The organism is Kitasatospora aureofaciens, from assembly GCF_019192735.1.
Classification (GTDB): Bacteria; Actinomycetota; Actinomycetes; order Streptomycetales; family Streptomycetaceae; genus Kitasatospora; species Kitasatospora aureofaciens_A.
In genome coordinates this window covers 99,196-123,994 of the sequence record NZ_JAHTKP010000008.1, presented here as the reverse complement: position 1 = coordinate 123,994, position 24,799 = coordinate 99,196, and the positions used below count along the sequence as shown (strand labels likewise).

Below are 24,799 nucleotides of genomic sequence, written 5' to 3'. Positions count from 1 at the left end.
CGCTTCCTCCACACCCCTGCGTTTTCCGCTGTTCGACGACGACAACGCTGTGGAGCCGGCGCCGGTTCCCGCGGCGCGGATCAGGGGCGGATCAGTACCGGACCGGAAGTTCCAGCAGGCCACGAGCCCGCAGGGCCGGGCGGTGCCGGAGCTGCTCGACGGGCACGTCGAGGGCGAGGTCGGGGAAGCGACGCAGCAGGGCGGTCAGGGCGAGTTCGGTCTCCATCCGGGCGAGCGGCGCGCCGAGGCAGTAGTGGATGCCGTGGCCGAGGGAGAGGTGGCCGTTCTCGCGGCGGCGCAGGTCGAGCCGGTCCGGGTCGGTGAACTGGTCGGGGTCGCGGTTGGCGGAGGCGATCGCGAGCAGGACGGTCTCGCCGGCCGGGACGGTGACGCCGCCGATGGTGACGTCCTCGCGCGGGAAGCGGCGGATGGACAGCGGGGCGGGGCCGTCGAAGCGGGCGAACTCCTCGAAGGCGCCCGCGATCAGCTCCGGTTCGGCGCGCGCGGCGGCGAGCTGCTCGGGGTGGGTGAGCAGGGCGAGGACGGCGTTGGCGATGAGGTGGACGGTGTTCTCGTAGCCGGCGAAGAGGATCAGGAAGGCGAGCGAGGTGAGTTCGTCCTCGCTGAGCCGGTCCCCTTCGTCGCGGACGGCGATCAGGTCGGAGAGCAGGTCGTCGGCGGGTTCGGTGCGCTTGCGCGCGATGAGGCCGGTGAAGAACCTGAGCATCGCACCGACGGCGGCCTTGGCTTCCTCCGGATGGTTCGGGTCCGGCGTGATGAGGGTGTCCGTCCAGGCGCGGAAGTCGTGCCGGTCGCCCTCGGGGACGCCGAGCAGGTCGCAGATGACGGTGATGGGCAGCGGTCCGGCGTAGGCGGCGAGCAGGTCGGCGCGGCCGAGCGGGGCCATCGCGTCGAGCAGCTTCTCGGCGACCTGCTCGATCGGGCCGCGCAGGGCGGCGATCCGGCGCGGGGTGAAGGCCTGGGAGACCAGCCGGCGGATGCGGGTGTGGTCCGGCGGGTCCATGTTGAGCAGGTTGGCGTCGAGCGCGGGCGGCAGCTTGAAGCCCAGGTAGTTGCCGGGCGTGGCATGGGCCTTGTCGAGGGACAGGCGAGGGTCAGCGAGGGCCTGGCGCACGTCCGCGTAGCGGGTGACCAGCCAGACGGGGAGTCCGTCGGGTCCGGTCATCCGGTGGACGGGGGTGGTGGCGCGCAGGGCGGCGTAGCCCGCGTAGGGGTCGGCGATCAGGGCCTTCACGGTCAGGTCTTCGGACTTCACATGATCACCTTACGGGCAGCCGCGAGGCGCTCTGGCAGGGTGTCAGCACCTGGGCGGCCCCCGACCGCTCCTCACGCCGAATCCGCCTACCTCGTCCCCGCCGCGCGGGCCCGGGACGCGGCGATCTCCGCGTAGGCGGCCTCCCTCGGGGTCCGTCACGCACCGGGGCGCACCGGGGCGCACCGGCCGGAGCGCGCGATACCGTCGCGGCATGCCTGAAGCCCGGTTGACCACCCCCTCGTTCCTCGTCCTCGGCATCATCGAGAAGCTGGGCGAGGCCAGCCCGTACGACGTCAAGGTGGAGGCGGCCCGCACGGTCGCGCCGTTCTGGTCGGTGCCGCACGCGCAGGTGTACGCCCAGTGCGACCGGCTGCTCAAGGGCGGCCTGCTCTCCGAGGCCCGGCAGGAGGGCGGGCGGAACCGGCGCCTGATGCGGCTGACCGACGAGGGCCGGGCCGCGCTGGCCGAGTGGCTGGCCGATCCGGGCTTCGAGCCGGTCGAGGCCCGGGAGCGGAACATCCTCAAGCTGTGGTTCGGCGGCAGCCCGCGGATCCTCGCCCCCGCGCAGGTCACCGAGCACGGCCGCACGCTCGGCGAGTACGAGCAGCTGGCGGAGGAAGTCGGCGAGCTGATGACCCGGGGTGAGCGCGAAGCGCTGGAGTTCGGCATCCGGTATGAGCGGATGATGGTGGATTTCTGGCAATGGGTCCAGGAGCGGGGGGAACAGTAGTCGCACCGTTTCCGTGCCGGACCCATTGACCGCGGTGCCGAACACCCCTACGTTCCCCATAGTCCTTTCTGGACCATCGGATCTGGACTATCGAGACCGGACAATCGGGACCGGACTATCGGCGAGGCGGCGGGAGGGTCGCGATGCGGCGTCTGGGGAACGAGCGGAACCCACGGAACCTGCCCAACCCACGGAACCTGCCCAACCCACGGAACCTGCGCAGCCTGCACTGGGGCCGGGCCGCCGCCATCGCGGTGACGGTGCTCTGCGTCGGCTACGCGCCGATCGCGATGACCGAACTCTGGTCCTACGCCAGCCCGGGCGCCCCGGCCCCCGGACAGTGGCTGCTCTCCCACACGGTGTCGCCGTCCTACGTGGCCGACGCGCTCGCCACCCGGCTCGGGCCGTACCGGCACAGCCTCGGCCCGCTCCTCGTGCACACCGTGCTCGGCGGCGCGCTGATGCTGCTCGGGCCGCTCCAGCTGTGGTCGGCGGTCCGGCGGCGGATCCGGCTGCACCGCGCCCTCGGGATCGTCTTCGCCGTCACGGTGTACGCGTCCATGGCGGGCGCCGCCGTCTACCTGGCCCGCACCGCGCCGGCCGACGCGTTCAGCGGGCCCGCGTTCTGGGTCGTCCTCGCGACCATCCTGGTCGGCACAGTGCTGAGCACGACCTTCGGCATCCTCGCCGCCCTCACCGGCTTCCCCGACCTGCACCAGCGCTGGCTGCTGCTCTGCTACGGCTACCTGATGACCGCGCCGCTGCTGCGCCTCGAATGGGGCGTGCTGCCGCTGGTGCTGCCCGACGAGCCGGTCACCGAGATCAACCGGGTGGCCCTCATGCACCTCGGCTCGGTGGTGACCTTCGGCGCGCTGCTCGCCTCGCGGGCGCTCGACCGGCGCACGACGGTCCGCGGGGTGGCCGGCACGTGGTGCCCGCCGGCCGTGCTGATCGCGTCCCAACTCGTCGGTGCGGCAGGGCTGGTGTGGCTCGCCCGGTCGTTCGCGGGCTGGGGCTCGGAGGGCTGGCGGATGCTGCTCGCGTACCTCATCCCGTTCCTGCTGACGTACGCCGTCATCGTGGTGCGGCAGCGACGGACCACGGGCTGGGCCCGCGAGGAGTGGCGGCTGCACCTGGCGTTCCTGAGCCTGGCGCCCGCGTTCTCGGCCGTCGCGGCGCCGGCCTTCGAGCACGGGATGCGGCTGGACGGGCGGACCGCGCTCATCGCGGGCGTCGGGATCGGCTGCGGGATGCTCGCGTTCGCCGCGACCGCGGTGGTGAGCCTGCGGGTGCTGTACGCGCGCGAGTCGGAGAAGCGGCAGCGGCGTGTGGCGTCCGGGCTGCCGTCGTCGGCCGTGACGCTCTAGCCATCAAGTCGGCTGTCCCGCTCTGCCTTTCAACTGGCCAGGAGGAAACCGCGCATGACCACGCAGGAAACGCACGTCGGCAGCACACCGCACACCGGGCTCGGCGGCCGGGAACTGGCACCCGCGATCACCACGCTGGCCGCCATCGTCGCGCTGGTGAGCATCCTGACGGGCGCGCTGCTGGCCGTGGCCGGGCTGACCGGACACGCCGTTGGCGCCTGGCACTCGCCGGAGGCGCTCAGCCCCGGGCTGATCGGCGCCGCGATGCTCGGCGTCTCCCCGGGGCTGCTCACGATCGGCCGGGCGCGGGTCTGGGAGGAGGTGCGCACCCTCGTGCTGCCGACCGCCGTCGTGCTCGTCGGCCTGTTCGCGGTGAGCCTGGCCGACGGCCGCGAACTACACGTCGCGACGGGCGGTTCGATCGTCCTGGTGATGTTCAGCATGGGCTGGGTCGCCGTCCTCGGCGCGCTGGCCGCCGGCTCGGTCCTGTGCCTCGCGGTGCAGTACCGGCGGCCGTTGACCACGCCCCTGACGCGGGTCGCGCCGCTGCCCGCCTGGTCGAAGCCGCTGCTCGCGGTGCTCGGCTCCGGCTGGCTCGGCCTGGGCGCGGGCCTGGTGCTCTTCCCCGGGTTCTGGGGCGGGTTCGTCCCGTGGACGGTCGGCCGCGCCGACGCGCAGGGTCTCGGCGTGTGGGGTCTCTCGCTCGGGGTCGGCGTGCTCGGCGCCCTCGTCGAGGACGACCTCGCCCGGCTGCGGCCCGCCCTGATCGCCGTCCCGGGGGTCGCCGTGGCCGCCGCCGTCCTGTTGGCGGGGCGCGCCTCGGACATCAACTGGTCGTCCGGGGCGACACTTTCGCTGATCGCGCTGCTGGTCGGACTGCTGTCGACCGGCGCGGTCGGCCACTGGCTGTGGACCCGCCGACCGGTGGCGGCCTGACGGGCCCTACCATCACGGCATGGGGAATTGGCGCGCGACCGTAATCGACCACCGCAGCAAGCGCTGTGCCCAGCTGCGGGACCGCCCCAAGGAGCCGTTCGCCCGGCGCGACGACCTGGTCATCAGCGGCCGCGCCGGCGAGATCACCTGCGCCGACACCGCCGGCCGGACCCGCTGGACGCACCCCGTCCCGGGCAGCCCCAACGCCGCCCACATCTCCTCCGGGCGCGTCCTCGTCACCACCGACTCGCTCGACTACCACGCCTGGGGCCACCTCGGGCCCGCATACCTGCTCGACCTGGCCGACGGCACCCTGACAGCCGAACTCCGGGGCGCGCGCGGCGCTGCGCTCGGCGGCGGCCGGTTCGTCCTCGGGCTGGAGGGCTACGGCACCTTCGCCACCTGGCAGTACGACCGCGACGGCACGCTCACCGACACCTGGCGCAGCTACGGCCACTACGTCGTCGGCACCGGCCTGCGCGTGGTCGAGTGCGACCGGAACGGGCCCACCGAGAGCCGCGTCGTCCGTCTCCTCCCCGGCGGCGTGATCGAACGAAGCCCCCTGCTGCTCACCGACTCCCAGGTCCCGCGCCCGCTCGTCCTCCCCGACGGCACCATCGTGGTCCTGGACGCCGGCGTCCTGCGCGCCGTCGGCCGCGACCTCGACGACACGGTGCTCGCCGAGCTCCGCCCCATCCCCGTCGACGAGCTCCACCGCCACATCAGCACTCTGCACCGCACCCCCGACGGCCTGAGTGTCACCATCTCCGAGCGCCACCCCACCCGCATGAGCACGTACACGACCCACACCTGGGCCCTCGCCCTCCACCCGCCGCAGTAACGGCCGGTGCTGCCAACGGCTTCGGCGCCGTCGGGGTCACGGTAGTACTCGCCGAAAGAACAACGAAGTAGGCGCTGACCTGGCCCGTTGCCGTGGAGTCGGCTGCCTCGTTGGGCTGAACGAGTGGTCCGGCGACGGAGGGGCGGCAGATGACCACGAAGGTGTTCTCCGATGAGGAACTTGAGGCTCTGCGGTCGTTCCCGCCGATCGGCAAGGACGAGCTGATCCGCTTCTTCACCCTCACGCCGGCCGATGAGGCGTTCCTGCGGAAGTTCCTGCGTCCGCAGACGGTCCTGGGTGCCGCCGTACAGCTGTGCACGTTGCCGTGGCTGGGGTTCGTCCCGGATGAAGTGACCGCGGCTCCGCCGGCGGCGGTGGGCCGTGTGGCCCGGCAACTCGGGTTGCCGGCCGAGGTGCTGCGCGGCTACGGGGCGTCGCGGGAGCAGACGCGTACGGACCATCTGCGGCAGGTCGCGAGGTATCTGGGCTGGCGGCCGGCGAAGGCGCTGGAGCACAAGGAGCTGGAGGAGTTCCTGCTCGCGCGGGCGATGGAGCACGACTCGCCGTCGCTGTTGTTCCGGTTGGGCTGTGAGTACCTGCGTTCGGTGCAGGTGATCCGGCCTGGTGTGGTCACGCTGCTGGAGAAGGTCGCTGGCGCCCGGCAGGCGGCCGAGGCGGAGACCTACGCGCGGGTGGCCGACCTGCTGAGCGACGAGACCTGCCGGGGGCTGGATTCGCTGCTGGTGGTCGAGCCGAAGATGCGCTCGACCAGGTTGCACTGGATGGTGACCGGGCCGGTGCAGGCGTCACCGAACAGCGTGAAGGACGAGGTCGAGAAGCTGCTGTTCCTGCGGGGGCTCGGTGCCGACGTCCTGGATCTGTCCGCGCTGCCCGCCGAGCGCCGCCGCTACCTGGCCCAGATCGGCCGCCGTCTGACGGCGCAGGCCCTGGTGCGCAGGGAGCCGAACCGGCGTCATCCGATCCTGTTGACGCTGTTGGCGCAGTCCGCGGTCGACGTCCTGGATTCCGTGGTGCAGCTGTTCGACCAGACGCTGTCGGGTTCGGAGTCGCGGGCGAGGATCAAGCTGCGCGACGAGCTTGCCGAGCGCGCCAAGTTGTCGGAGGACCGGCTCGCGCTGCTGGAGGAGATCCTGCCGGTGCTCGCGGATGCGGGGATCCCGGACGAGGCGGTCGGGACGTTGCTGCGCGGCAAGATCGGCATGTCTCGGCTGCGGACCGCGTACGCCTGGGCCACCGCGCGGCTGCCGCGCGATCACGGGCACCTGCGGCTGCTGGAGGGCTCCTACACCTACATCCGCCAGTTCGCGCCCAAGGTCCTCGAAGCGGTGCGGTTCGCCGGCGGTACCGAGGCGAAGCCGCTGATCGAGGCCGTCGGGATCCTGCGGGAGCTGAACGCGACCGGCGCCCGCAACGTCCCCGACACGGCGCCGACGCTGTTCGTGCCTGCCCGCTGGCAGGGCTACCTGGACGAGGCCGCGGCGAAGGGCGACGCGACGGCGTACCGGCACTACTGGGAGCTGTGCGTGCTGCTCGCGCTGCGCGACGGCCTGCGCTCGGGGGATGTGTATGTGCCGGGATCGCGGCGCTACGACAACCCGGCTGCCTACCTGTTCAAACCCGCCCAGTGGCAGCTGCACCGCGCCGAGTTCTGCCGCCTGGTGGGCAAGAGCCCGGACGCCTCCGAGGCCCTGGCGCTGGTGATGGACGAGCTGGATGCAGCTCTTGGCGACCTGGAAGGGGTTCTCAAGCGCGGCGACGGGCCGGTGCGCCTGAACGAGGCGGGCGAGCTGGTCATCTCTCCTCTGACGGCGGAGGACATTCCCAGCGAGGCCGAGGAGCTGTACGCCGAGCTGGAGCGGATGCTACCCAATGTGCCAATCGCCTCCCTGCTGGTGGAGATGGACCGGCACACCGGCTTCCTGGACTGCTTCACCCACCCCGGCGGCAAGCAGACCCGCTCGCCGCAGCTGAAGCGGAACCTGATCGCCTGCCTGATCGGGCTCTCCACGAACCTCGGGCTCCACGGGATGGCCGCGTCCTGCGGCATCCCGTACGACGTGCTGGCCTGGACCACGGAGTGGTACATCCGCGAGGAGACGCTGCGCGAGGCGAACATCTGCCTGGTCAACTACCACCACAGGCTGCCGATGACGGGCATGTTCGGCTCCGGCACGCTGTCGTCCTCGGACGGGCAGCGGTTCCCGACGAGGGGCAAGTCGATCACCGCCCGGCACCTGAACAAGTACTTCGTCGCCGAGGGCATCTCCACCTACACGCACGTGTCCGACCAGCACTCCACCTTCGGCACCAAGGTCATCGTGGCCACGCACCGCGAGGCGCACTACGTGCTGGACGAGATCCTGGGCAACGCGACCGACCTGCCGATCACCGAGCACGCCACGGACACGCACGGCGTCACCCTGGTCAACTTCGGCCTCTTCGACCTCGTCGGCAAGCAGCTCTCGCCGCGCATCCGCGACCTGGGCAAGATCACCCTGTACCGGATGGGCGGCAAGGCCGACTACGAGGAGAGGTTCCCGAAGGCCGGGCCGCTGCTGACGAAGAAGGCCAATCTCGACCTGGTCGCCGCGCACTGGGACGATCTCCTGCGGCTCGCGGGCTCGCTCAAGTACGGGCACGCCACCGCCTCGCTGGTCGTCGGCAAGCTGTCCGCGTCCGCCCGGCAGAACGCGCTCGCCGCGGCCCTCAAGGAGTACGGGGCCATTCGTCGCACGGTCTACGCGGCGAAGTACCTGTCGGACGAGGCATACCGGCGCAAGATCGCCCGGCAGCTGAACAAGGGTGAGTCCCTCCACTCCCTGCGCCGCCAGCTTCATTACGCCCGCGAGGGGAAGGTCACCCGGCGCCTGCCCGATCAGCAGAACGAGCAGGCGTGGTGCCTGACCGTCGTGACGAACGCCGTGATCTGCTGGCACACCGAGTACATGGGCCTGGCGGTGGGCGAGCTGCGCGGTGCTGGCCGTGAGGTGGACGCCGAGGTGCTGGCGCACATCTCCCCGGCCCGCAGCTCGGCGGTGAACTACTACGGCTCGATCACCGTCGACTACGAACGCGAACTCGCCCAGCTCGACGAGGAGGGCCACCGCCCGCTGCGGACGGTGGCCACCGACGAACCCGGAGCCGGGCTGTAGCAGTGACCGGCCCCGGGACGCGTACCGTGGGCTCGCCCGCTCAGCGGTGGCCAGTCCTCGGGGTACCGTCAACGAGTGCCGCCGGCGCCCGAACCAGCGCGCGAGGGGCCCCGGTCGCTGCCCAGCAGGTGGGCGGCGACCGGGGCGCTGGTGGGGTGAGCGAGCCGCGTGAGGGGCGTGGGATCTGTGTCAGGCGATCGTGAACTGCTGGTTGGGGGCGCCTGTGCAGGTGTACTGGTCGATGCCGGCCCCGTTGTTGACGCCGGCGCCCCAGACGTCCAGGCACTTGCCCGCGAAGGTGTGGATCTGGACCTGGCCGTTGTTGGCCGGCACGATCGTGAACTGCTGGTTGACGGCGCCCGTGCAGGTCCACTGGTCGATGCCGGCCCCGTCGTTGACGCCGGCGCCCCAGACGTCCAGGCACTTGCCCGCGAAGGTGTGGATCTGGACCTGGCCGTTGTTGGCCGGCGCGATCGTGAACTGCTGGTTGACGGCGCCCGTGCAGGTCCACTGGTCGATGCCGGCCCCGTCGTTGACGCCGGCGCCCCAGACGTCCAGGCACTTGCCCGCGAAGGTGCGGATCTGGTTGGTTCCGTTGGAGTCCGCGGGCGCCGCCATGGCGGCCGGCGCCACAGAGACGACCGAGGCTGTGAAGGCCAGGGCGGCCAGGGCGCGAAGCGCGGTCTTGGTGGCAGAGTGCATGATCTTCTCCTTAGTTCCTGGGAGGGAGTGCGTGCTGACACGGCCCCTGACGGTCCATCAGTGGCCACTCAATGGGCATGCGCATGCCAATAGCCATGGAACAGCCCCGCGGGGTGGGGCCCGGCGGGATGTGATCAACTATGCCGACCGTCTGGTGACACACCGTTGAAAGCCCGGCGTGAGCGGCATGCCAGGAGCGTAGCTAACTCGTCGACGTATCTCAATCGTCAATGTAAGATTGGCTTATGGCAGCCCGTCATCTACAGGAGCCGACCCGGCTCGTGCTCACCGCCTTGGCTGACGCCCCCAGACATGGCTACGCGATCATCCAGGAAGTTCTGGCCATCTCCGGCGGCCGCACCAAGCTGCTCACCGGCACCCTCTACACCGCCCTGGACCGCCTCCTCCAACAGGAACTCATCCAGGTCGACCACGAGGAGGTCGTCGCCGGAAAGCTGCGCCGGTACTTCGCCCTGACCGACCAGGGACGAGACGTCCTTACCGCGGAGACGCAGCGCCTGCGCGCCGGGGTGGCCGAGGCCGAACGCCGCCTCGCGCTCAGCCGACTCCAGCCGAACGGAGGAACGGCATGACCGCCCCGCCCCTGACCACACCCGAGAGCCTCTTACCGCCCGCGCGCCTCCCCCTTGCAGCAAGGCTCCCGCTACTCGGCCTCTACCCGGCCAAGTACCGTGCCACGTACGGCGAGGAGATCGCCACCGTCTTCGCCGAGACCGTCCAGGACTTAGGGCCAGGTACGGCCCTGCGTGAGTGGGCCGCGCTCGCCGCCCACGCAGGGCGGCTGCGCACCCGGCTCAGCTCCGCCGACCCCGCCGGCCGGATCACGGCCGGCGCCGCCCCGTTCATCCTCGCCGGCGGGGCAGGCCTGAGCATGGTCCAGCTGCTGGTCGGACTCATCCTGCCCGACCCCCTCCGGCGGATAGAACAGTGGGGGCACCCCGCCATCTGGACCGCCCTGGTCGTGGCACAAACCGGCCCCTGGATCCTCGCCCTGATCTTCGCCTCCCTGGGCCGGTGGACGCCGGCCCGGCTGCTGGTCCTGCTGGGAATCCTCGGACGGATCGGCGCCATGCTGGCGTTCACCACCCCCAATGACCCGCTCGCCGACGTCCTCCCCTACGACCTACTGCTGCCGTTCGGGATCCTGCCCGGCACGGTGCTGCTGATCGCCCCGGCCGACGCAGTCGACATCTCCCCACACGGTCGCGGCGAGACCGTGCTCACCGCCCTCGCCCTCGCGGTCCCGATGAGCGTGCTCGCCATCTTTTGGTTCCGGCCGGATCTCAGCCCCACCATCGCTCCCTTCTCGCGCACCGAAGTGAACCTGCTCGACGTAACCGTCGCCTGGCCCGCCGCCGTCATGAGCCTCGCCATGCTCCTCCACCTCGGCGCCCGGCGGCCCGACCGCCCGCGCGCCACGGGCATCGCACTGGCAGTGCTGCCCTGGACGGCCATGCTCCCCCCGGCCTCGTACTACCTGCTCGCCCCGCCCGGCCTCTGGGCGCAGGTGATCTCCTACTTCCTCCTGCGCAACGCCGGCGTCGTCCTCGCCTTCCTCGCCACCGCCACCCTTCTCGCAGCTCTCCGTCACGCCCTCCACCGCTCCCTCCCCACCGACCCACCCGAGACAACGTGAACACCCCTGCCCCGGCGCGTCGTCGACGGGTACCCGGCGCGAAAGCCGCCACACGGAGGCTCCCGGCCTTTCAGGATCACCCTCCGGCCTCCCGGTCTGCGGCGTGATGGCGGGTGTTTCATAGGTGGTCGCCTGTGAAACACCGTCACGGCCGGTGGCCAGCCAGGGCTTTTCATGTTTCATGAGTCGTTGCAAACGACTGGACGACTGAAACATACACATGAAACAGTCGGGGGCGTGAGCGACGACTTCAAGCGCGTGGAATCACACGACTGCCCGATGTCCACCTGTGGCGCCCCGGCTGGCTCGCCGTGCCGTACCGGCAGCGGCAAGGTGGCCGTCCAGTACCACACCGCCCGCTTCAGGCTCGTGCCCTCGCTGGCCAAGGCACTCAACGTGCCCACCCCGGCCGTACGCAGGCCAGGTTCGGCATGGGTAGAGCTGCCGCGGCCAGTGAACGCGGGCGCCGAGCCAACCGGGCACGTCCGCCTCGGATACGCCCGTGCATCGACCGCGCGGCAGTCCCTGGACTCGCAGCTCGACTCCCTAGCCGAGGCCGGGGCGACCCGGATCTTCGCGGAGAAGATCTCCACGCGCGCCACCAAGCGGCCCGAACTGGACGCGGCCGTCGCCCTCGCCGGCGAACTGCGCGCCTCCGGTGTGCACGTCACTCTCGTCGTCCACGAGCACAAGCGGCTCGGCCGCGGCATCGAACTCGCCGCGCTCGCCGAGGACCTCAAGGCCCGCGATGTCGGCCTGGAGTTCCTCACCGGGGAGCTGAAGGGCTCGCACGACCCATCCGGGGTGGTGTTCACCGTACTGGGGGTACCGCCGAGGTGAGCCCAAAAGGGGCCACGGGATGATCTTGAAGCCCGGCCTCGGGGTCAGGCCGGGGCTTCGTGGGCGTTGACGCGGTCCTCGTACTCGCGACGGGCCTTGCGCTGGGCCGGAACAGCCGGGAGGCCCTGGCCGCCGTCGAGCGGCTGGCAGCGGTCGAGGAGCTGGCGGTGCACGGCCGGGACAGCGGTCACGCGCAGGGTGTAGCCCTGGCCGCGCCGAACGGTTGCCCCCTGGTCAAGCGCGGCCCGCTCGGCGGGCTCCAGGTCGGCCGAGCGGAGGAAGTCGGCGACCTTGCCCGGCATGTCGAGGGTGACCGGCTGTTCCGGGGCAGGGACGTCCCGCTCGCCGGCCGTGTGCTCGGGCAGGAGATCGGCGACGGCGGTGCGGATCGCGCCGCGGCTGACACCGTGGTCGCGCGCGAGGGCGGCGATGGACCGACCCTCCAGGTACGCGGTGCGGATGGTTTCGGTCTTCGCGGCCGCCACGGCGGGGCGGCGCCCGCCCTTGCTGCCCTTGGCCTCGGCGGCGCGCAGTCCGTCGTATGTGAGTTCCCGCTGGAGGTCGCGCTGGAGTTCGCCGGCGGCGGCGAGGGTCTGCACCATGAACTTCACGGTGGAGAGCAGTTCGCCGGTGCGCGGGTGGCGGGCGGTGAGGTCCATCGCGGAGAACGCGCCGTCGTGGATGCGCAGCGCCACCTGCTCGCGGTGGAGGACGTCGAGCACGTCCAGGATGTGTCCGGTGCCGCGTACGAGACGGAACATCTCGGAGATGTGGACGGTGTCGCCCGGTCGCGCGTAGGTGAGCAGTTCGCGGAACTTCGGGCGCTGGAGGGGGGTGGAGGCGGCTGGAGGTGCCCGGGTCCTCCTCGAAGACGACCGGGTCCTCGATGCCGGCCTCGTCCAGGACGAGGTTCTGCCGGGAGGTCGACTGCTGGTCGGTCGAGACCCGCTTGTAGACCAGGTTCGCCACCAAGGGCCCCCTTCCGTGCGGAGGATTGGACCTATCTGTCGTCAAACCCTGTCAGCAATCACCATCGGATCTGATTGGATTCGCGCCGCCTCGACCCCCCGGATTGCACGGGTTCATTGGACACCCGGGCGGCCTGTCGTCAAACGATCGTTTGACGACAGGCCGGAGGTGCTAGGTTGCGGCGCTCCGGATGCCGAGGGCGATGAGTACCACTGATGTGGTCCTAGCGGCCGTGCGCTTGAAGCGGGATTTCTGCAGGGTGCGTGAGGCGCGCCGGATAAGGAGGGTCCAGGCGGCGAGCCAGAGCGCGATCAGCAGCGCGTGGGCGGTGGCCAATGTCAGGATCTGGCCGCCGAAGGACTGGTGGGGTGCGATGAACTGGGGGACCAGAGTCAAGTAGATGGCTGCCGCCTTCGGGTTGAGGACGTTGGCGAGCAACGCTTGGGCGTAGACGGACTCAGCGTGCTTCGGCGGGCGTTGCCGGTGGGGGGTGGGTGCCGCGTTGGGTGTGGCGGAACGCCATGTCCATATGCCCAGGCCGATGAGGTAGACGGCACCGATGAGCTTGACGGCGGTGAAGGCCAGGCTGGAGTGCATGACCAGGGCTGACAGGCCGGCTATGGCGAGAGTGGCGTGGATGTACAGGCCGGTGACTGTGCCGAGGATGACGGGAAGAGCCTGACCGCGGCCGCGATCGGTGACGTGCTGGATCAGCAGGGCCAGGCTGGCTCCGGGGGTGGCGATCAGGGGCAGGACCGCCACCAGGAACCCGGCGACGGCGTAGGGATGGACCACGATGCCTCCGGATCGTGCGAGCGGGGGATCAGAGCACGACGCGGTAGTGGGTGGTGAGGCGTCGGTCGTCGTCCAGGATGTGGAACGCGAGGCCGGGCGGCTGGTCTCGGTCCGCGGCCTGATCGCCTTCCCAGGGCATGCGCAGGGTCCAGGTGATGGCCGGTCCGACGATCAGCGGACGTGCGGCGAAGGTCGAGGCGGCCGCGGTGTGGGCGTGGCCCGTGAGGACGGCGGCGACCTGCGGGTGCGCGTCGATCAAGTCGGCCAGATCTCCGGGCTCTTCGAGCATGCAGGAGTCGGGCAGGGGGTGATGGAGTTCGACCGGCGGCTGGTGGAAGGCGATCAGTGCCGGGGTGTCCTGCGTCCGGGCAGTGAGGGTGGTGTCGATCCAAGCGAGTGTTTGGGCGTCGAGGCGTCCCGCGTCGCGGCCAGGGATGGTGGAGTCGCACATCAGGATGGTGATGCCGGCGATGTGATGGGCCTGATTGATGGGGCCGTGTTCCGGTGCCTCTCCGAGCAGGGCCTTGCGGTAGGCCGGTCGCGCGTCATGGTTCCCGGGGCAGGTGAGCACTGGGAAGGGGGCGGTCAGGATCTGAGCTGCTTCCTCGTACTCGGCCTCCTCCCCGTGATCGGCGATGTCCCCGGTGACCAGGAGCGCGTCAACCGGGTGGGGCAGGGCTCGCAAGTAGTCCATGACGCGGGTGGCGCGTCGGGTTGCCCTCTCGCTGCCGTCCAGGTGCAGGTCGCTGATGTGCGCAAGCAGCGTCATTTCGCAGTCTCCTCCAACGGCGGGCTCAGCCGCCGTCCTATGCCAGGGCAGGTGTCCCCACCCACTCCGCCTAACGGAAGTTTTCGTTTTTCCGTTAGGGACCTTAGGGTGTGTGCAGGGATGTGATCAAGTGGTTGACGACCGGGCACCGAGATGGAAGGGGATGTCTTGTGGAGCGCTGGCTGGCATTGGAACTGGCGAGCACGATTCGCCACGACGGAGACGGCGGCGTCGCCGATGACCTCGCCACGGTCCAGGGAACAACGCACTGGATCCAGGAGCAGGGAGATCTGCTGGCCGGTCACATTCCGGCGGGGGAACTCGCCGCGGATGAAAACCTCAGGCGCGCAATCATCGAGCTTCGGCAGGCAGTCCGGGCTCTGTTCGCCCGGGCGGTCAGTCCCGCTCCCCCCAGCCCGCCGGACGCCCATCGCCTGATGACTGCCGACCAGGCGGTGGCCCACCTCAACACGGCTGCCGAGCGGGAACTGGTCGCCCCTCAGATGGACTGGCCCGTCGAAGGAGTCCCTACCACCCGACTGCTGTCTGCGGAGAACGATCCGTACGTTCGGCTTGTCGCGGCCCTTGCCCGAGCCGCCATCGACTTTCTCAGCGGCCCACAGCGCACGCAGTTGCGATCCTGTACCGCGCCCCGCTGCGTACGCTACTTCGTCAAGAGCCACGGACGGCAGGAGTGGTGCAAGCCGTCATGCGGAAACCGTGCGCGCGCAGCACGCCACTACAGGCGTCAGCGCACGGCAACCGATGGCGGTTCCGCTCCGTCGTAACCGCCTTGAGGTCGCCCTGGTGACCGCGCCGGTACAGGCACCGGCCCGTCGGCACGGGGGTGTTCATCGTCTCGCCGCTCGCTCCGGCTGCGCCCGGCATCAGGCGGCCTGGCCGAGGCCGGCGGCGGTCAGGTCCTGCTCGCGCAGCGGGGTGAAGTCGACGTCAAGCTTCGGGTCGTACGCGTCGGGCTGGATGCCGAGCTCGTGCGTGGAGTACTCGCCGAACCGGTTGATGTGCTCGGTCAGGTACGGCGAGATGTGGGCCAGGTCCTCCGGCTCGATCGTCCATCCCTCCTCCAGCAGCTGCCGCACGATCTCCGCGATGTCCAGGGCATTGCGAAAAATGACCGCGTTCGTGAGCAGCGTGTTGAATTTCATCGCCTTCTCCTGCTCGACCGGGTCGTTGTCGGCGATGACACCGCGGTTGCCGAACCCGATCCATTGGGAGAACCGGTTGAACGACTCCGCCTTGTTCGTCGCCGCGGTCACCCGCCGGCGCAGCGGCGCGTCCGAGAGGTAGCGCAGCAGCTGCACGGTACGGATCACCCGGCCGACCTCGCGGAAGGCGGCGTAGGTGGCGTTCTTCTTGGAACCCGAGCGCAGGCGCTTGAGCAGCGTGGAAGAAGAGATGGCGCCCTCGCGTACGGAGACGGCCACCCGCATCAGGTGGCGGAACTGCGACTCGATCAGGTCGAAGTCGATGACGTTCTTGCCCGCCTCGCCGAACAGGGCGTCGATGTGCACGTACTCCGTGGTCTTGCTGGGCCGGTAGAAGGTCATGCCCTTCCAGTTCCTGATCCGGGGCATCAGGTCGAAGCCCAGCAGGTGCGCGAGCGCGAACACCGGCTGGGACTGGCCCTGGGTATCGGCGTGCACGGTGGTCGGCTTCACCTCGGACGTGTTCTTCAGCAGGCCCTCGATGATGTAGACGGCCTCCCACACGCCGCACGGGATGAAGTGCGTGAACAGCGCGATGTAGGTGTCCGAGACGTGATGGTAGGCGATCCCGCCCGGCTTGCCGTACCTGACGCTCGTCTCGGCCAGCAGGTTGTCCAGGTAGGTGTCCATGTGGGTGCCGTCGGCGGCCACCGCGGTGCCATCGCCCCACGCCTGGGAGATGTCGAGGCGGGCGTGCGCGTTGACCAGGTCGGCGATCGCCTCGTTCAGCAGCACCAGGGAGAAGTGCCGGTTCGCCGTGTACGCCAGCTCGTACCCGCTCACGCCGGGGATGTGGCGGGCGGCCTCGTACGGGCCCATGTTGGTGCCCTTGACGAACGTGGTGATCACATACCTGCCGAAGGGGTCTTGGAGCTTGGGCTCGTTGCCGGATGCCGGGCCGAACCGGCGCCACCACTCCACCCAGTACGCCGTGCGGGCCAGAATCCCCATCAGGGAGCGCTCCGGCATCCTGGCCTTGATCTCCTCCTCCAGCCGCTTCGCAGACGGCCGCTGCCCCTCCGCCCGGTGCGCCTTGAGCGACGGGATGCCCGTCTCCGTGTCGATGACCAGGCCCTCGTTGTCCGGGTAGCTGGCGTCCGCCGCCGCGGCGGCGTTGCGCAGCTTGTCCTCCAGCTGCCGCCGGAAGAACGCGGCGTCGAACTCGCCTGCCTCGCTCTCCTCACACAGGCCGACCTCCACCAGGTAGGACGCCAGCTTCTCCTTGACGCTCTCCCAGGCCAGCAGCTGCGTCGACCAGTCCGCGTACTCCTCCGAGCCCACCACGGCCACGTCCCCGGTGCGCAGTTCCTCCGCGAGCGCGGTGAAGACCATCGCCTCGAAGTGCTTGCGGACGAACTGCCCCGGACGGGTCTTGTCGACCACGGCCTTCTGCCAGTTCTGCGTGGCGAAGGAGATGTCCACCGCGCGGCCGTCCTCGCCCAGGGCGCTGATGTACTCACCGCGCGCCGCCTGGTGCCGCTAGGCGTGCGCGAGCGCGTCCAGCACTCGCCCGTCCTCCGACGTCGCGGTGAACTCCAGCTTCCCGGCCAGGTCGAACATCACCGCCCGGTCCCGGCCGATCTGCCCGTACAGCAGCACCTCCCAGAAGTTGCCGTGGTGGGCGGAGACCTTCTCGATCTGCTCGTACTGCTTGGCGAACCCGCCGAAACCCTCCACCGCCTTCGTGACCACGCCGAGCCCGCCGGCCTGCACCGCCTGGGCCCTGGCCAGGGCCAGGACCGCCGGGGAGACCCTGCCTTCCAGCCGCCGCGCGACTTCGTCGGCCGGCGCCTGCTCGTCCAGGCCGTCCAGGGCCGCCCGGACCTCGGCGGTCATGGCCGCGGCCTTCTCCAGCGCCGCCTGGGCGGGTCCTCCCTCGTCGATGTTCTTGAGAACGGTGCGGTAGTTCCCGATCAGGGCCTCGACGATCTCCCGCTCGGCCAGCCGGATCTCCTCCAGCTCCGCCTTGGCCTTCTTGATCTTCATCGCCACGCGCTTGCAGAACATCGTCGCCAGGTCGTCGCGGACCCGCATCCGCGCCTTGTGCGTCAGGCACGCCACCAGCGCGAGGCGCTTGACGGGCTTGTAGCCCCGCAGCTCCGCCACGTCGGCCGCGTCCGCCTCACCGGCGAAGTCGGTGATCTTTCCCGCCGCGACGTCGTCCATCCACACGCCCGTGTCGCCGAGCCCGTCCACCCATTCCAGCCGCTTAGCCAGGTTCTTGAAGTGTGACCAGGTTGGTCCCTGGGCGGGCTTCTTGAGCCGGTTGAACAGCGTCGTGCCGTCGCTCTCGCGCTCCTCCAGCAGCCGCAGCAGGCCCGCCCGCTCCGGCATGCTCATCCGGTCGTGGATGCCCCCGCAGATCGCGGCGTTCACCTCCTTGCGGATGGCCGAGGCCATCGCGTCGAAGGTGGAGAACGCAGGCAACTCCAGCCCGGCCTCCACCACCTTCTCCAGCGCGATGTTGATCAGGTCCGCAGGCCGGTTCTTCGACGCCGCCTCCTTGCGGATCGACTCCCCGGCGATCCGCCGGGCCCGAGCCTGGTCATAGACCACGCCAACGCGCTGCCGTACCAGCCCCCGGTGGTTCTTCATGGTCTTCGCCGCCCGATGCACAGGCAGCGTGTCCTCCGGCAGCCCCACCGCCCGCCGCACGAACTCCGCCACCGCCTCCGGGATGTCCTCCACTTTCGGGAAGCACCCCATGCGCTGATACGACTTCAGCGTCAGCAGCAGGGCCAACAGATGCTCATCGCTGTCCGTGCGATCGGCGGCCCACTCCAGCTCATCACGAGTCGGTGAGAAGAACAGATACAGCTCATGCGCGGTGATCAGCCGCTTGAACCGCGGATACGCGGTCCGTTCGATCGAGGTCACAACCCACCCCAGGACCCGGACGACAACAACATCACCACCAACGACACTGAGCCGAACGGGTGACGGGCCGGGTCCTTACGGATTCAAGATCATCCCATGGCCCCTTTTGGGCTCACCTCGGCGATACCCCTACTGGCCGCGCTGTCCGGCATGGAACGCGAGTACATCCGCGACCGCACCCTCGAAGGCCACGAATCCGCCCGCCGGCGCGGCAAGACCATCGGCGGCGCGCATGTCACCGACGAGGCCATGCTGTCCATGGCCCTCCACCTGCGCGAGCAGCAGATGAGCCTGCGCGACATCGCTTCCCGGCTCGTCATCACCACCGGCAAGAAGAAGGGCCAACACCCGTCAGCGGCCACCGTCATGCGGATGCTGCGCGAACACGACGAGGCCACCAGGATATGAACCGGGCCCCTGAACTAGGCGATGGCCGCATAGCCAACCAATTCCACGACAACGGGCCAGGTCAGCGCCTACTTCGTTGTTATTTCGGCGAGTACTACCGGGACCCCCCGTCGGCAGCACCGAACCGTCATCGGACGGTCGCCTCCCACGGCCCCTGCTCCGGCCGGGCCTCGGCGTCCGTCCCCGGCCAGGGCGGCATTGTGACGGCGACGATCCGCAGCGGCCCGTCACCGTCCTCGTCCGCCCGGAACTGGAACGCCGCGCCCAGCGGTATCGACGCCGCCGTCCCCGGCGCCAGCCGCACCGTCTCCTCGCGGTCCCCCTGCCGCCGCCACAGCTGCCCGCTGCCCTCGGTGACGTACCAGAGCTCCTGCACGGTGGCGTGCGACACGGCACGCGTCACGGCGCCGGGCTTGAGCTCGAACACCGCGAGACTTCCCTGCCCGTCCATCACCGGTAACGGGAACACCGTCGCCCCGTCCGGCGCCACCACGACGGGCGCGTCACCGACGTCTGCGGTCTGAAATGGCTGATTGATCATCCGCCCCGGCCTCTCTGCACATGACGGAGTACCTCGGCCCCGCCCCCCACCGCCGATCAGACCACGCCCGCCCGAAGCCCCGCCAGCCCCCGTGCCCCTGCCTTTCCCCTGAGCCCTTTCCCCGAGCCGCCCGGCAGCGCCGCCCTCAGCTCCCGGCCGCCCTCAGCCCCCCGCCACCACCGGCGCCCCGCCGAACTCCCGCACCGCATCCGACACGATCGCGTCCAACCGCGCATGATGCGCCCCACGCCAATACGCCTGCCCGCACTCCTCACACTGCGCGAACGCGTCGTACGACCGCTCCGTACCGTCCCGCAACTGCTCCCGCACCGACGTCTTCGTCACCGTGCGCAACGCGCCGTTGCAGGTGGTGCAGCGGCTCCACGGAGCCAGCGGCGGCGCGAAGCGGGAGAGGACGTCGCGGAGCTGCTCGGCGGGGCGGTGGCTGTAGATGTAGGCGCCGGCCCAGAGTTCGCGGCGGCGGAGGAGGCCGCGGTCGCGGGAGAGGAGGACGCGTTCCTCGGCGGCGGAGCGGGCGGCGAGGGCGGCGTCGCCGATGTCCGGGTTCTCGTACGCGGCGTCGATGCCGAGGAGGCGCATGCGCCGGGCCAGGGTGCCGAGGTGGACGTCGAGCAGGAAGCGGAGCGGTGTCACCGCCGCTGTCGCTGTCGCGGGGCGCTGCGGCCGGGCGACGCCCTGGACCGAGACGTGTTCGGCGTCGGCCGGCACGTGCGAGTCGGGCACCGGCCGGCCGTCGACGAGCAGGGTGCCGACCTCGGTGAGCGGCACGCCGAGGGACTCGACGATGTGGCCGAGCGTGGAGGTGCCGTCGGTGCGCAGCTCGGACCGCCCCTCCCGCCGGCGGCCGGCGACGAAGAGGTGCAGCTCAGGGGCGAAGTCGAGCGAGATCTGCGGTCTGTCCACGCGGCCAGCATGCCAGCGTGCAGCGGGCCTCGGCCACCGGTTTCCGGACGGGCCCGGGAGTACGATCGGGCGTATCCGGAGCAGCAGCGGCCTTGGGAGCATGCGATGACCGGAGACAGCAGTCGGGACGACAGCAAACGGGACAAGCCGGCGGGCCCCCTGACCCGCCTGGCCGCCGGGGCACCGGACGACCTCTTCGACGCGCGCGACGAAGCACCCGACCCCGAACCCGCCGACCCCCCGCACGGCGGCGAGGACGACCTCTACGGCACCTCGGCCCCCGTGGCCGCGCCCACCAAAGCGCCGCCCGAGGACCGGTAGCCCCGGTCGCGTTCGGCCCAGCGGACGGCCGGTCCCATCGCGTGGCCGGCCGCGAGGAAGAGCACGCCCAGCGCCAGCCATCCGAGCAGGCCCCCGTCCAGCAGCAGCGTGGTGAGCAGGAGCGGCCCGAGCGTCCGGGCGACGGCGACGCCCGTCCCGAAGAAGCCCTGGTACTGGCCGAGCCGGTCGGCGGGCGCGAGGTCGAAGCTGATCTGCCAGGACCCGGCCGACTGCTGCATCTCCCCGACGACCTGGAGGATCGACGCCGCGACGAGGAGCACGGCGACCGCCCACACCGGCACGCCCAGCGCCGAGAGTCCGAACACCACGCACGACGCGAGCAGCAGCAGCCCCGCTGAGCGGACGGCCCGCGAGGCCGACGCCAGGCCCGTGACGCCGCGCGCCGCCCGCACCTGGAAGCCCATCACACCGAGGGTGTTGAGGACGAACAGCGCCGACCCGAGCCAGCCGAGCCCGGGCGCCCGCTGGGCGATCCAGAGCGGGATGATCAGGCTCAGCAGCGGCATCCGCAGCAGGAGAACGGTGTTGACGAGTGCGACGACGGCGTAGCGCCGGTCGGTCAGCACCTCGAACCGCGGCCCGGCGCTCGACTCCCGTGCCGTGGACCGGACTTCGGGCAGCCGCAGCAGGATCAGGCCGCCCGCCACGAACCCGAGCGCGGTGACGGTGAAGGCCCCGAGGAACGCCGCCCGGGTGCCGACGGTGAGCGCGATCCCGCCGATGGCCGCGCCAACCGCCAGTCCCCCGTTGAGGGTTGACTGCAGGTGGGCGAGCAGTCCGGTGCGTTCGGCGCGCGACACCAGGCCGCCGACCAGCGCCTGGCGGGCGGCGGTGAGGCCGGACTGGGTGGTCGCGTAGAGGCAGACGGCGAGCAGGAACGGCGGGTAGGAGCGGATCACCAGGAAGGACGTGACGATCGCGGCCGTGGCGAGGGCGAGCAGCACCGCCGTGCGGCGCGGCCCGCGCCGGTCGGCGAGGTGGCCGAGCGGGACGCCGGCGAGCGAGCCGAGCGCCCAGGCGACCGCGAGGCCGAGGCCCAGCCGGGCGGCCGACATGCCGACGATGTGCGTGAAGTAGAGCGCGGAGCAGGTGTAGTAGGCGCCGTCGCCGATGGCGCTCGCCAACTGTGCTGCGGCGAGCGTCCGTTGGGGACCGGAGGGCGGGAGGAGTCGGGTCGGCACGTCTCTCCTGACAGTGGGGGCGGCGCGCGGGCCGACGGTTCGCAACGGTTCGTGTCCCAGCCTAGGGAGGCATTGGACCACCCAACAGGGCCAATGATCAAGCTTCTTCATGGTCCACTCGCCCACGCCCCCGCACCGGTACACGACCACTGAACCGGCGTACGAAACCGCCCGCCACTCACCCCCGGCCGGCACTGGCCGACACCGGCCGCCGGACCAACATTGTTCGTGTTGACCCGTCAGTAACGCCCTCCTATGCTCATCGGCGTTCGATCCGGCACCGAACGACCGGCGCCGTCACCGGCTCGAAGGGCTCCTCCCATCACCACCTCCCTCGCCCCCTCGGACGACACCGACGACGCCGACGACACTGCCGGCGCACCCGAAGCCGCCGACGAAGCTCCTGACCGCCGACGCTTCCTCACCTACCTGCTCGCCGCGCCCACCCTCACCGTCGCCGCCCGGCTCGGCCTGGACGCCGCCGCGCCCGCCACCGCGCAGGCCGCCGTCCGCGCCGCCGCGGCCACCCGGGCATCCGCCCAAGAGGCCTTCGCCCCACCGCAGTTGCTCGGCCTCCCCGGCATCCCGGACATCCTGGACCTCGGCGACGCGCTGATCCTGGCCGGCCTGCCGACCTCGCACCTGCTGGTCCTGGAGCTGACCACCGCCGGACGGGCCGTGCTGCGCCTCCCCCGCCTGGAGGTCGGCCAGGGCCTCACCACCGCGGTCGCGATGCTGGTCGCCGACGAACTCGACGCCCGGCTCGGCGACGTGGACGTGCCGCTCTCCGACGGCCGCCCCGAGCTGCTGTTCAACCAGCTGACCGGCGCCTCCAACTCGGTGCGCTCGCTGTACGACCCGGTCCGCGCCGCCGCCGCGGCCGCCCGCGCCCGGCTGGTGACCGCCGCCGCCCGCCGTTGGAACCTGCCCGCCGACACCCTGCGCACCGCCGACTCCGCCGTCACCGCCCCGGACGGGCGCCGCGCCGGATACGGCGAACTCGCCGCCGACGCCGCGACGATCGCCGTCCCGGCCGTGCCCGCCACCCCCAAGCCGACGGACCAGCTGCGCCTGGTCGGCCGGCCCACCGGCCGGATCGACGCCCGCGACATCGTCACCGGCCGCGCCAAGTACGCCGGAGACCTGGCGATTCCGGGCGCCGTGCCCACCGTCGTCGCCCGCCCGACCACCATCAACGGCACCCTCCGGTCGCTGGACGCCACGGCCGCGCGCGCCATGCCCGGCGTGCTCGGCATCGCGCAGATCCCCAGCGGCGTCGCCGTCCTCGCCGAGACCTTCGACCAGGCGCTCAAGGCCCGCAACGCCCTCGTCACCACCTGGAACCCGGGCCCGGTCGCCGGCCTCTCCGACGCCGACATCCGCGACCGACTGCGCGCCGCCCACGCCCCGTTCCTCATCCCGCCGCTCCTCACCCAGTACGTGGACGGCGAGTTCGACTTCGCCTTCGTCAACCACGCACCCATGGAGGTGCTGACGGCCGTCGCGGACGTGCGGCCGAACCGGGCCGAGCTCTGGTTCGCCGCGCAGACCCCGATCGTCGCCCAGCAGACCATCGCCGCCGAACTCGGCCTGCCGCAGGACGCGGTGACCGTCCACGTCGTGCGCGGCGGCGGCTCCTTCGGGCGCCGGCTGTTCTTCGACGCCGCCCTGGAGGCCGCGCAGATCTCCAAGGCCGCCGGCCGCCCGGTCAAGCTCATGTGGACGCGCAACGACGACATGCGCCACGGCCGGATGCGCCCCGCCAGCCACCACCGCGTCCGGGCCACCTTCGCGCTCGGCCAGGTGCTCACCTACGAACACCGCGCCGCCACCGTGAAGACCGACATGCGGCACGGCCTCGGCGAGGCCCTCACGGCGGCCGGCTTCAACCTCTCACTGGCCGGGCTCAGCCTCAACCAGGCGTTCTTCCTGCTCAGCGAGAAGAACCCGTACAACGTCGGCCTCCCCACCCAGCTGCTCGCCGAGGTGCCGCTGGACGTCCACACCGGCAGCTGGCGCTCGGTGTACTCGGGCACCGTCCGGGTCGCCGACGAGATCATGATGGACGAACTCGCCCGCCGGATGGGCCAGGACGCGGTGGCCTTCCGCCGCGCCCGGCTGCGCAGCGCCGCCGGCCGGGCCGTCCTCGACACCGTGGCCGCGGCCGGGAACTGGGGCCGCCCGATGCCCCCCGGCCAGGCCCAGGGCATCGGCTACCACGACGAGAACGGCGGCCGCGCCGCGTACCTGGTCGAGCTGGACGCCACCGACCCGACGAACCCGCGCGTCACCAAGGCGGTGATCGCCGCCGACGTCGGCCAGGTGGTCAACCCCCGTGGCCTGGAAGCCCAGTTGACGGGCACACTGATCGACGGCATCTCGGTGATCCTGCAGGCCGGCAACCACATCGACAACGGCGCCGTCCGCGAGGGCAGTTACGCCGACTTCCACTACGCCCGGCAGCGGCACACCCCGCCCGTCGTCGAGATCCACCTCATGCCGCCGAGCGGACCGCCCGGCGGCGCGGGCGAGTTGGGCGTCCCGGCCGCCTCGGCCGCGGTCGCCAACGCCTACGCCCGCGCGACCGGCACCAGCCCGCGCTCGTTCCCGGTCAACTTCTGATCCCCCCGACGACCCTGCCCGCCGACCCCGCCCGCCGACCCCACCAGACGACCCCGTCAAAGGACTTCGCCTCCCCATGCCCAGCCACACCTTCGTCCTCAACGGGCAGCCGGTCACCGTCGAGGCACCGGACGACATGCCGCTGCTCTGGGTCCTGCGCGACAAGCTCGGCGTCACCGGCCCCAAGTACGGCTGCGGGGTGGGCGTCTGCCGCGCCTGCACCAGCCACCTGGACGGCCAGGAGTTCCAGCCCTGCACGATGTCCGTCCAGGACTGCGCGGGCCGCACCGTCACCACCATCGAGGGCCTGGCCGACGGCGACACCCTCCACCCCGTCCAGGAGGCGTGGCTGGCCTGCGACGTCGCCCAGTGCGGCTTCTGCCAGCCCGGCCAGATCATGACCGCCGCCGCCCTGCTACGCCGCACCCCGAACCCGACGGACGCCGACATCGACCAGATCCAGAACATCTGCCGCTGCGGCAGCTACCCCCGCATCCGCGAGGCCATCAAGCAGGCCGCCGCCCACCCGGCGCCGTAGCTGTTCTCTCCCGTGGAGCTGTCGGCCGCCGGCGGAAACTCAGGTGGCCTCGGCACACCATCCGGGTAGATCGGTTCCCGCCCCG

Annotated in this window: 23 protein-coding genes; 13 read left to right on the top strand and 10 right to left on the bottom strand. The window is 71.0% G+C overall.

Features of this window, described 5'->3' with window-relative positions; translation table 11 throughout:
- Positions 1-91: 91 nt before the first annotated feature.
- Positions 92-1,186 carry a cytochrome P450 family protein gene (locus tag KV557_RS11455; RefSeq protein ID WP_218199811.1) on the bottom strand — a complete coding sequence of 365 codons (1,095 nt, stop codon included), beginning with the start codon at positions 1,184-1,186 and terminating at the stop codon, positions 92-94.
- A gap of 301 nt (positions 1,187-1,487) precedes the next feature.
- Between KV557_RS11455 and KV557_RS11450 the strand changes: the two genes are divergently transcribed.
- The 5 genes from KV557_RS11450 to KV557_RS11430 all read left to right on the top strand — a co-directional run bounded on the left by KV557_RS11450 (position 1,488) and on the right by KV557_RS11430 (position 8,323).
- Positions 1,488-2,006, top strand: a complete 519-nt coding sequence (locus KV557_RS11450) for a PadR family transcriptional regulator (protein WP_218199724.1) — start codon at positions 1,488-1,490, stop codon at positions 2,004-2,006.
- Positions 2,007-2,149: 143 nt separating this feature from the next.
- Positions 2,150-3,373, top strand: a complete 1,224-nt coding sequence (locus KV557_RS11445) for a DUF2306 domain-containing protein (RefSeq protein ID WP_218199723.1) — start codon at positions 2,150-2,152, stop codon at positions 3,371-3,373.
- Positions 3,374-3,427: 54 nt separating this feature from the next.
- Entirely contained in the window at positions 3,428-4,309 is an 882-nt protein-coding gene (locus tag KV557_RS11440) for a hypothetical protein (protein ID WP_218199722.1), read from the top strand.
- A 19-nt stretch (positions 4,310-4,328) separates the two neighbouring features.
- Entirely contained in the window at positions 4,329-5,150 is an 822-nt protein-coding gene (locus tag KV557_RS11435; protein WP_218199721.1) for a hypothetical protein, read from the top strand.
- Positions 5,151-5,299: 149 nt separating this feature from the next.
- Positions 5,300-8,323: a Tn3 family transposase gene (locus tag KV557_RS11430; RefSeq protein WP_218199720.1), complete on the top strand. Its 3,024-nt coding sequence runs from the start codon at positions 5,300-5,302 to the stop codon at positions 8,321-8,323.
- A 189-nt stretch (positions 8,324-8,512) separates the two neighbouring features.
- On the opposite strand, the gene KV557_RS11425 is transcribed toward KV557_RS11430, so the two are convergent.
- A complete protein-coding gene (locus KV557_RS11425) occupies positions 8,513-9,025 on the bottom strand; it encodes an RICIN domain-containing protein (RefSeq protein ID WP_218199719.1) in 513 nt (170 codons plus the stop codon).
- A 245-nt stretch (positions 9,026-9,270) separates the two neighbouring features.
- On the opposite strand from KV557_RS11425, the gene KV557_RS11420 reads away from it, so the two are divergent.
- The 3 genes from KV557_RS11420 (at position 9,271) to KV557_RS11410 (ending at position 11,522) form a co-directional block, all read left to right on the top strand.
- Complete coding sequence (locus tag KV557_RS11420) at positions 9,271-9,618, top strand: PadR family transcriptional regulator (RefSeq protein WP_218199718.1); 348 nt, start codon at positions 9,271-9,273, stop codon at positions 9,616-9,618.
- Positions 9,615-10,682, top strand: coding sequence for a hypothetical protein (locus KV557_RS11415; protein ID WP_218199717.1), 1,068 nt, complete (start codon positions 9,615-9,617; stop codon positions 10,680-10,682). Before KV557_RS11420 ends, KV557_RS11415 begins: the two co-directional genes overlap by 4 nt.
- A 237-nt stretch (positions 10,683-10,919) precedes the next feature.
- On the top strand, positions 10,920-11,522 hold the full coding sequence (locus tag KV557_RS11410) for a recombinase family protein (RefSeq protein ID WP_308129853.1): 603 nt from the start codon (positions 10,920-10,922) through the stop codon (positions 11,520-11,522).
- A gap of 44 nt (positions 11,523-11,566) precedes the next feature.
- On the opposite strand, the gene KV557_RS11405 is transcribed toward KV557_RS11410, so the two are convergent.
- The 3 genes from KV557_RS11405 to KV557_RS11395 all read right to left on the bottom strand — a co-directional run bounded on the left by KV557_RS11405 (position 11,567) and on the right by KV557_RS11395 (position 14,055).
- Complete coding sequence (locus KV557_RS11405) at positions 11,567-12,328, bottom strand: recombinase family protein (protein WP_218199810.1); 762 nt, start codon at positions 12,326-12,328, stop codon at positions 11,567-11,569.
- A gap of 334 nt (positions 12,329-12,662) precedes the next feature.
- Complete coding sequence (locus KV557_RS11400) at positions 12,663-13,286, bottom strand: LysE family translocator (RefSeq protein WP_218199716.1); 624 nt, start codon at positions 13,284-13,286, stop codon at positions 12,663-12,665.
- A 28-nt stretch (positions 13,287-13,314) separates the two neighbouring features.
- Positions 13,315-14,055 (bottom strand): metallophosphoesterase, encoded by a 741-nt coding sequence (locus KV557_RS11395; RefSeq protein ID WP_218199715.1) that lies wholly within the window; start codon positions 14,053-14,055, stop codon positions 13,315-13,317.
- 170 nt (positions 14,056-14,225) lie between these two features.
- Here KV557_RS11395 and KV557_RS11390 point away from each other — a divergent pair, with 170 nt between their 5' ends.
- Entirely contained in the window at positions 14,226-14,843 is a 618-nt protein-coding gene (locus tag KV557_RS11390; RefSeq protein ID WP_218199714.1) for an ABATE domain-containing protein, read from the top strand.
- 99 nt (positions 14,844-14,942) lie between these two features.
- Here the strand turns inward: KV557_RS11390 and KV557_RS11385 are convergent, their stop codons facing one another.
- A complete protein-coding gene (locus KV557_RS11385) occupies positions 14,943-16,703 on the bottom strand; it encodes a Tn3 family transposase (protein ID WP_218199713.1) in 1,761 nt (586 codons plus the stop codon).
- Between the two features lie 57 nt (positions 16,704-16,760).
- The gene (locus tag KV557_RS11380; protein ID WP_218199712.1) at positions 16,761-18,158 is read right to left on the bottom strand and encodes a DUF4158 domain-containing protein; all 1,398 of its coding nucleotides are present in this window, start codon (positions 18,156-18,158) and stop codon (positions 16,761-16,763) included.
- A gap of 96 nt (positions 18,159-18,254) precedes the next feature.
- On the opposite strand from KV557_RS11380, the gene KV557_RS11375 reads away from it, so the two are divergent.
- Positions 18,255-18,566 (top strand): recombinase family protein, encoded by a 312-nt coding sequence (locus KV557_RS11375; RefSeq protein WP_256177247.1) that lies wholly within the window; start codon positions 18,255-18,257, stop codon positions 18,564-18,566.
- A gap of 127 nt (positions 18,567-18,693) precedes the next feature.
- On the opposite strand, the gene KV557_RS11370 is transcribed toward KV557_RS11375, so the two are convergent.
- Together KV557_RS11370 and KV557_RS11365 are read right to left on the bottom strand one after the other, a co-directional pair.
- Positions 18,694-18,993, bottom strand: a complete 300-nt coding sequence (locus KV557_RS11370) for a cupin domain-containing protein (RefSeq protein ID WP_218199711.1) — start codon at positions 18,991-18,993, stop codon at positions 18,694-18,696.
- Positions 18,994-19,269: 276 nt separating this feature from the next.
- Positions 19,270-20,031 carry a Mut7-C ubiquitin/RNAse domain-containing protein gene (locus tag KV557_RS11365; protein WP_218199710.1) on the bottom strand — a complete coding sequence of 254 codons (762 nt, stop codon included), beginning with the start codon at positions 20,029-20,031 and terminating at the stop codon, positions 19,270-19,272.
- Positions 20,032-20,136: 105 nt separating this feature from the next.
- Here KV557_RS11365 and KV557_RS11360 point away from each other — a divergent pair, with 105 nt between their 5' ends.
- Positions 20,137-20,352, top strand: a complete 216-nt coding sequence (locus tag KV557_RS11360) for a hypothetical protein (RefSeq protein WP_218199709.1) — start codon at positions 20,137-20,139, stop codon at positions 20,350-20,352.
- Here KV557_RS11360 and KV557_RS11355 read toward each other — a convergent pair.
- On the bottom strand, positions 20,295-21,554 hold the full coding sequence (locus tag KV557_RS11355) for an MFS transporter (protein ID WP_308129852.1): 1,260 nt from the start codon (positions 21,552-21,554) through the stop codon (positions 20,295-20,297). The two genes, KV557_RS11360 and KV557_RS11355, sit on opposite strands and share 58 nt — an antisense overlap.
- Before the next feature lie 255 nt (positions 21,555-21,809).
- Between KV557_RS11355 and KV557_RS11350 the strand changes: the two genes are divergently transcribed.
- Both KV557_RS11350 and KV557_RS11345 read left to right on the top strand, forming a co-directional pair.
- Complete coding sequence (locus KV557_RS11350) at positions 21,810-24,176, top strand: xanthine dehydrogenase family protein molybdopterin-binding subunit (protein WP_218199707.1); 2,367 nt, start codon at positions 21,810-21,812, stop codon at positions 24,174-24,176.
- 76 nt (positions 24,177-24,252) lie between these two features.
- On the top strand, positions 24,253-24,714 hold the full coding sequence (locus KV557_RS11345) for a (2Fe-2S)-binding protein (protein WP_218199706.1): 462 nt from the start codon (positions 24,253-24,255) through the stop codon (positions 24,712-24,714).
- Positions 24,715-24,799: the final 85 nt, after the last annotated feature.

Excerpts from the sequence above, each read along its gene's own strand:
- KV557_RS11455 (WP_218199811.1), bottom strand. The coding sequence starts at position 1,186 with ATGACCGGACCCGACGGACTCCCCGTCTGGCTGGTCACCCGCTACGCG.
- KV557_RS11450 (WP_218199724.1), top strand. The coding sequence starts at position 1,488 with ATGCCTGAAGCCCGGTTGACCACCCCCTCGTTCCTCGTCCTCGGCATC.
- KV557_RS11445 (WP_218199723.1), top strand. The coding sequence starts at position 2,150 with ATGCGGCGTCTGGGGAACGAGCGGAACCCACGGAACCTGCCCAACCCA.
- KV557_RS11440 (WP_218199722.1), top strand. The coding sequence starts at position 3,428 with ATGACCACGCAGGAAACGCACGTCGGCAGCACACCGCACACCGGGCTC.
- KV557_RS11435 (WP_218199721.1), top strand. The coding sequence starts at position 4,329 with ATGGGGAATTGGCGCGCGACCGTAATCGACCACCGCAGCAAGCGCTGT.
- KV557_RS11430 (WP_218199720.1), top strand. The coding sequence starts at position 5,300 with ATGACCACGAAGGTGTTCTCCGATGAGGAACTTGAGGCTCTGCGGTCG.
- KV557_RS11425 (WP_218199719.1), bottom strand. The coding sequence starts at position 9,025 with ATGCACTCTGCCACCAAGACCGCGCTTCGCGCCCTGGCCGCCCTGGCC.
- KV557_RS11420 (WP_218199718.1), top strand. The coding sequence starts at position 9,271 with ATGGCAGCCCGTCATCTACAGGAGCCGACCCGGCTCGTGCTCACCGCC.
- KV557_RS11415 (WP_218199717.1), top strand. The coding sequence starts at position 9,615 with ATGACCGCCCCGCCCCTGACCACACCCGAGAGCCTCTTACCGCCCGCG.
- KV557_RS11395 (WP_218199715.1), bottom strand. The coding sequence starts at position 14,055 with ATGACGCTGCTTGCGCACATCAGCGACCTGCACCTGGACGGCAGCGAG.
- KV557_RS11375 (WP_256177247.1), top strand. The coding sequence starts at position 18,255 with ATGGCCCCTTTTGGGCTCACCTCGGCGATACCCCTACTGGCCGCGCTG.
- KV557_RS11360 (WP_218199709.1), top strand. The coding sequence starts at position 20,137 with ATGACCGGAGACAGCAGTCGGGACGACAGCAAACGGGACAAGCCGGCG.
- KV557_RS11350 (WP_218199707.1), top strand. The coding sequence starts at position 21,810 with ATGCTCATCGGCGTTCGATCCGGCACCGAACGACCGGCGCCGTCACCG.
- KV557_RS11345 (WP_218199706.1), top strand. The coding sequence starts at position 24,253 with ATGCCCAGCCACACCTTCGTCCTCAACGGGCAGCCGGTCACCGTCGAG.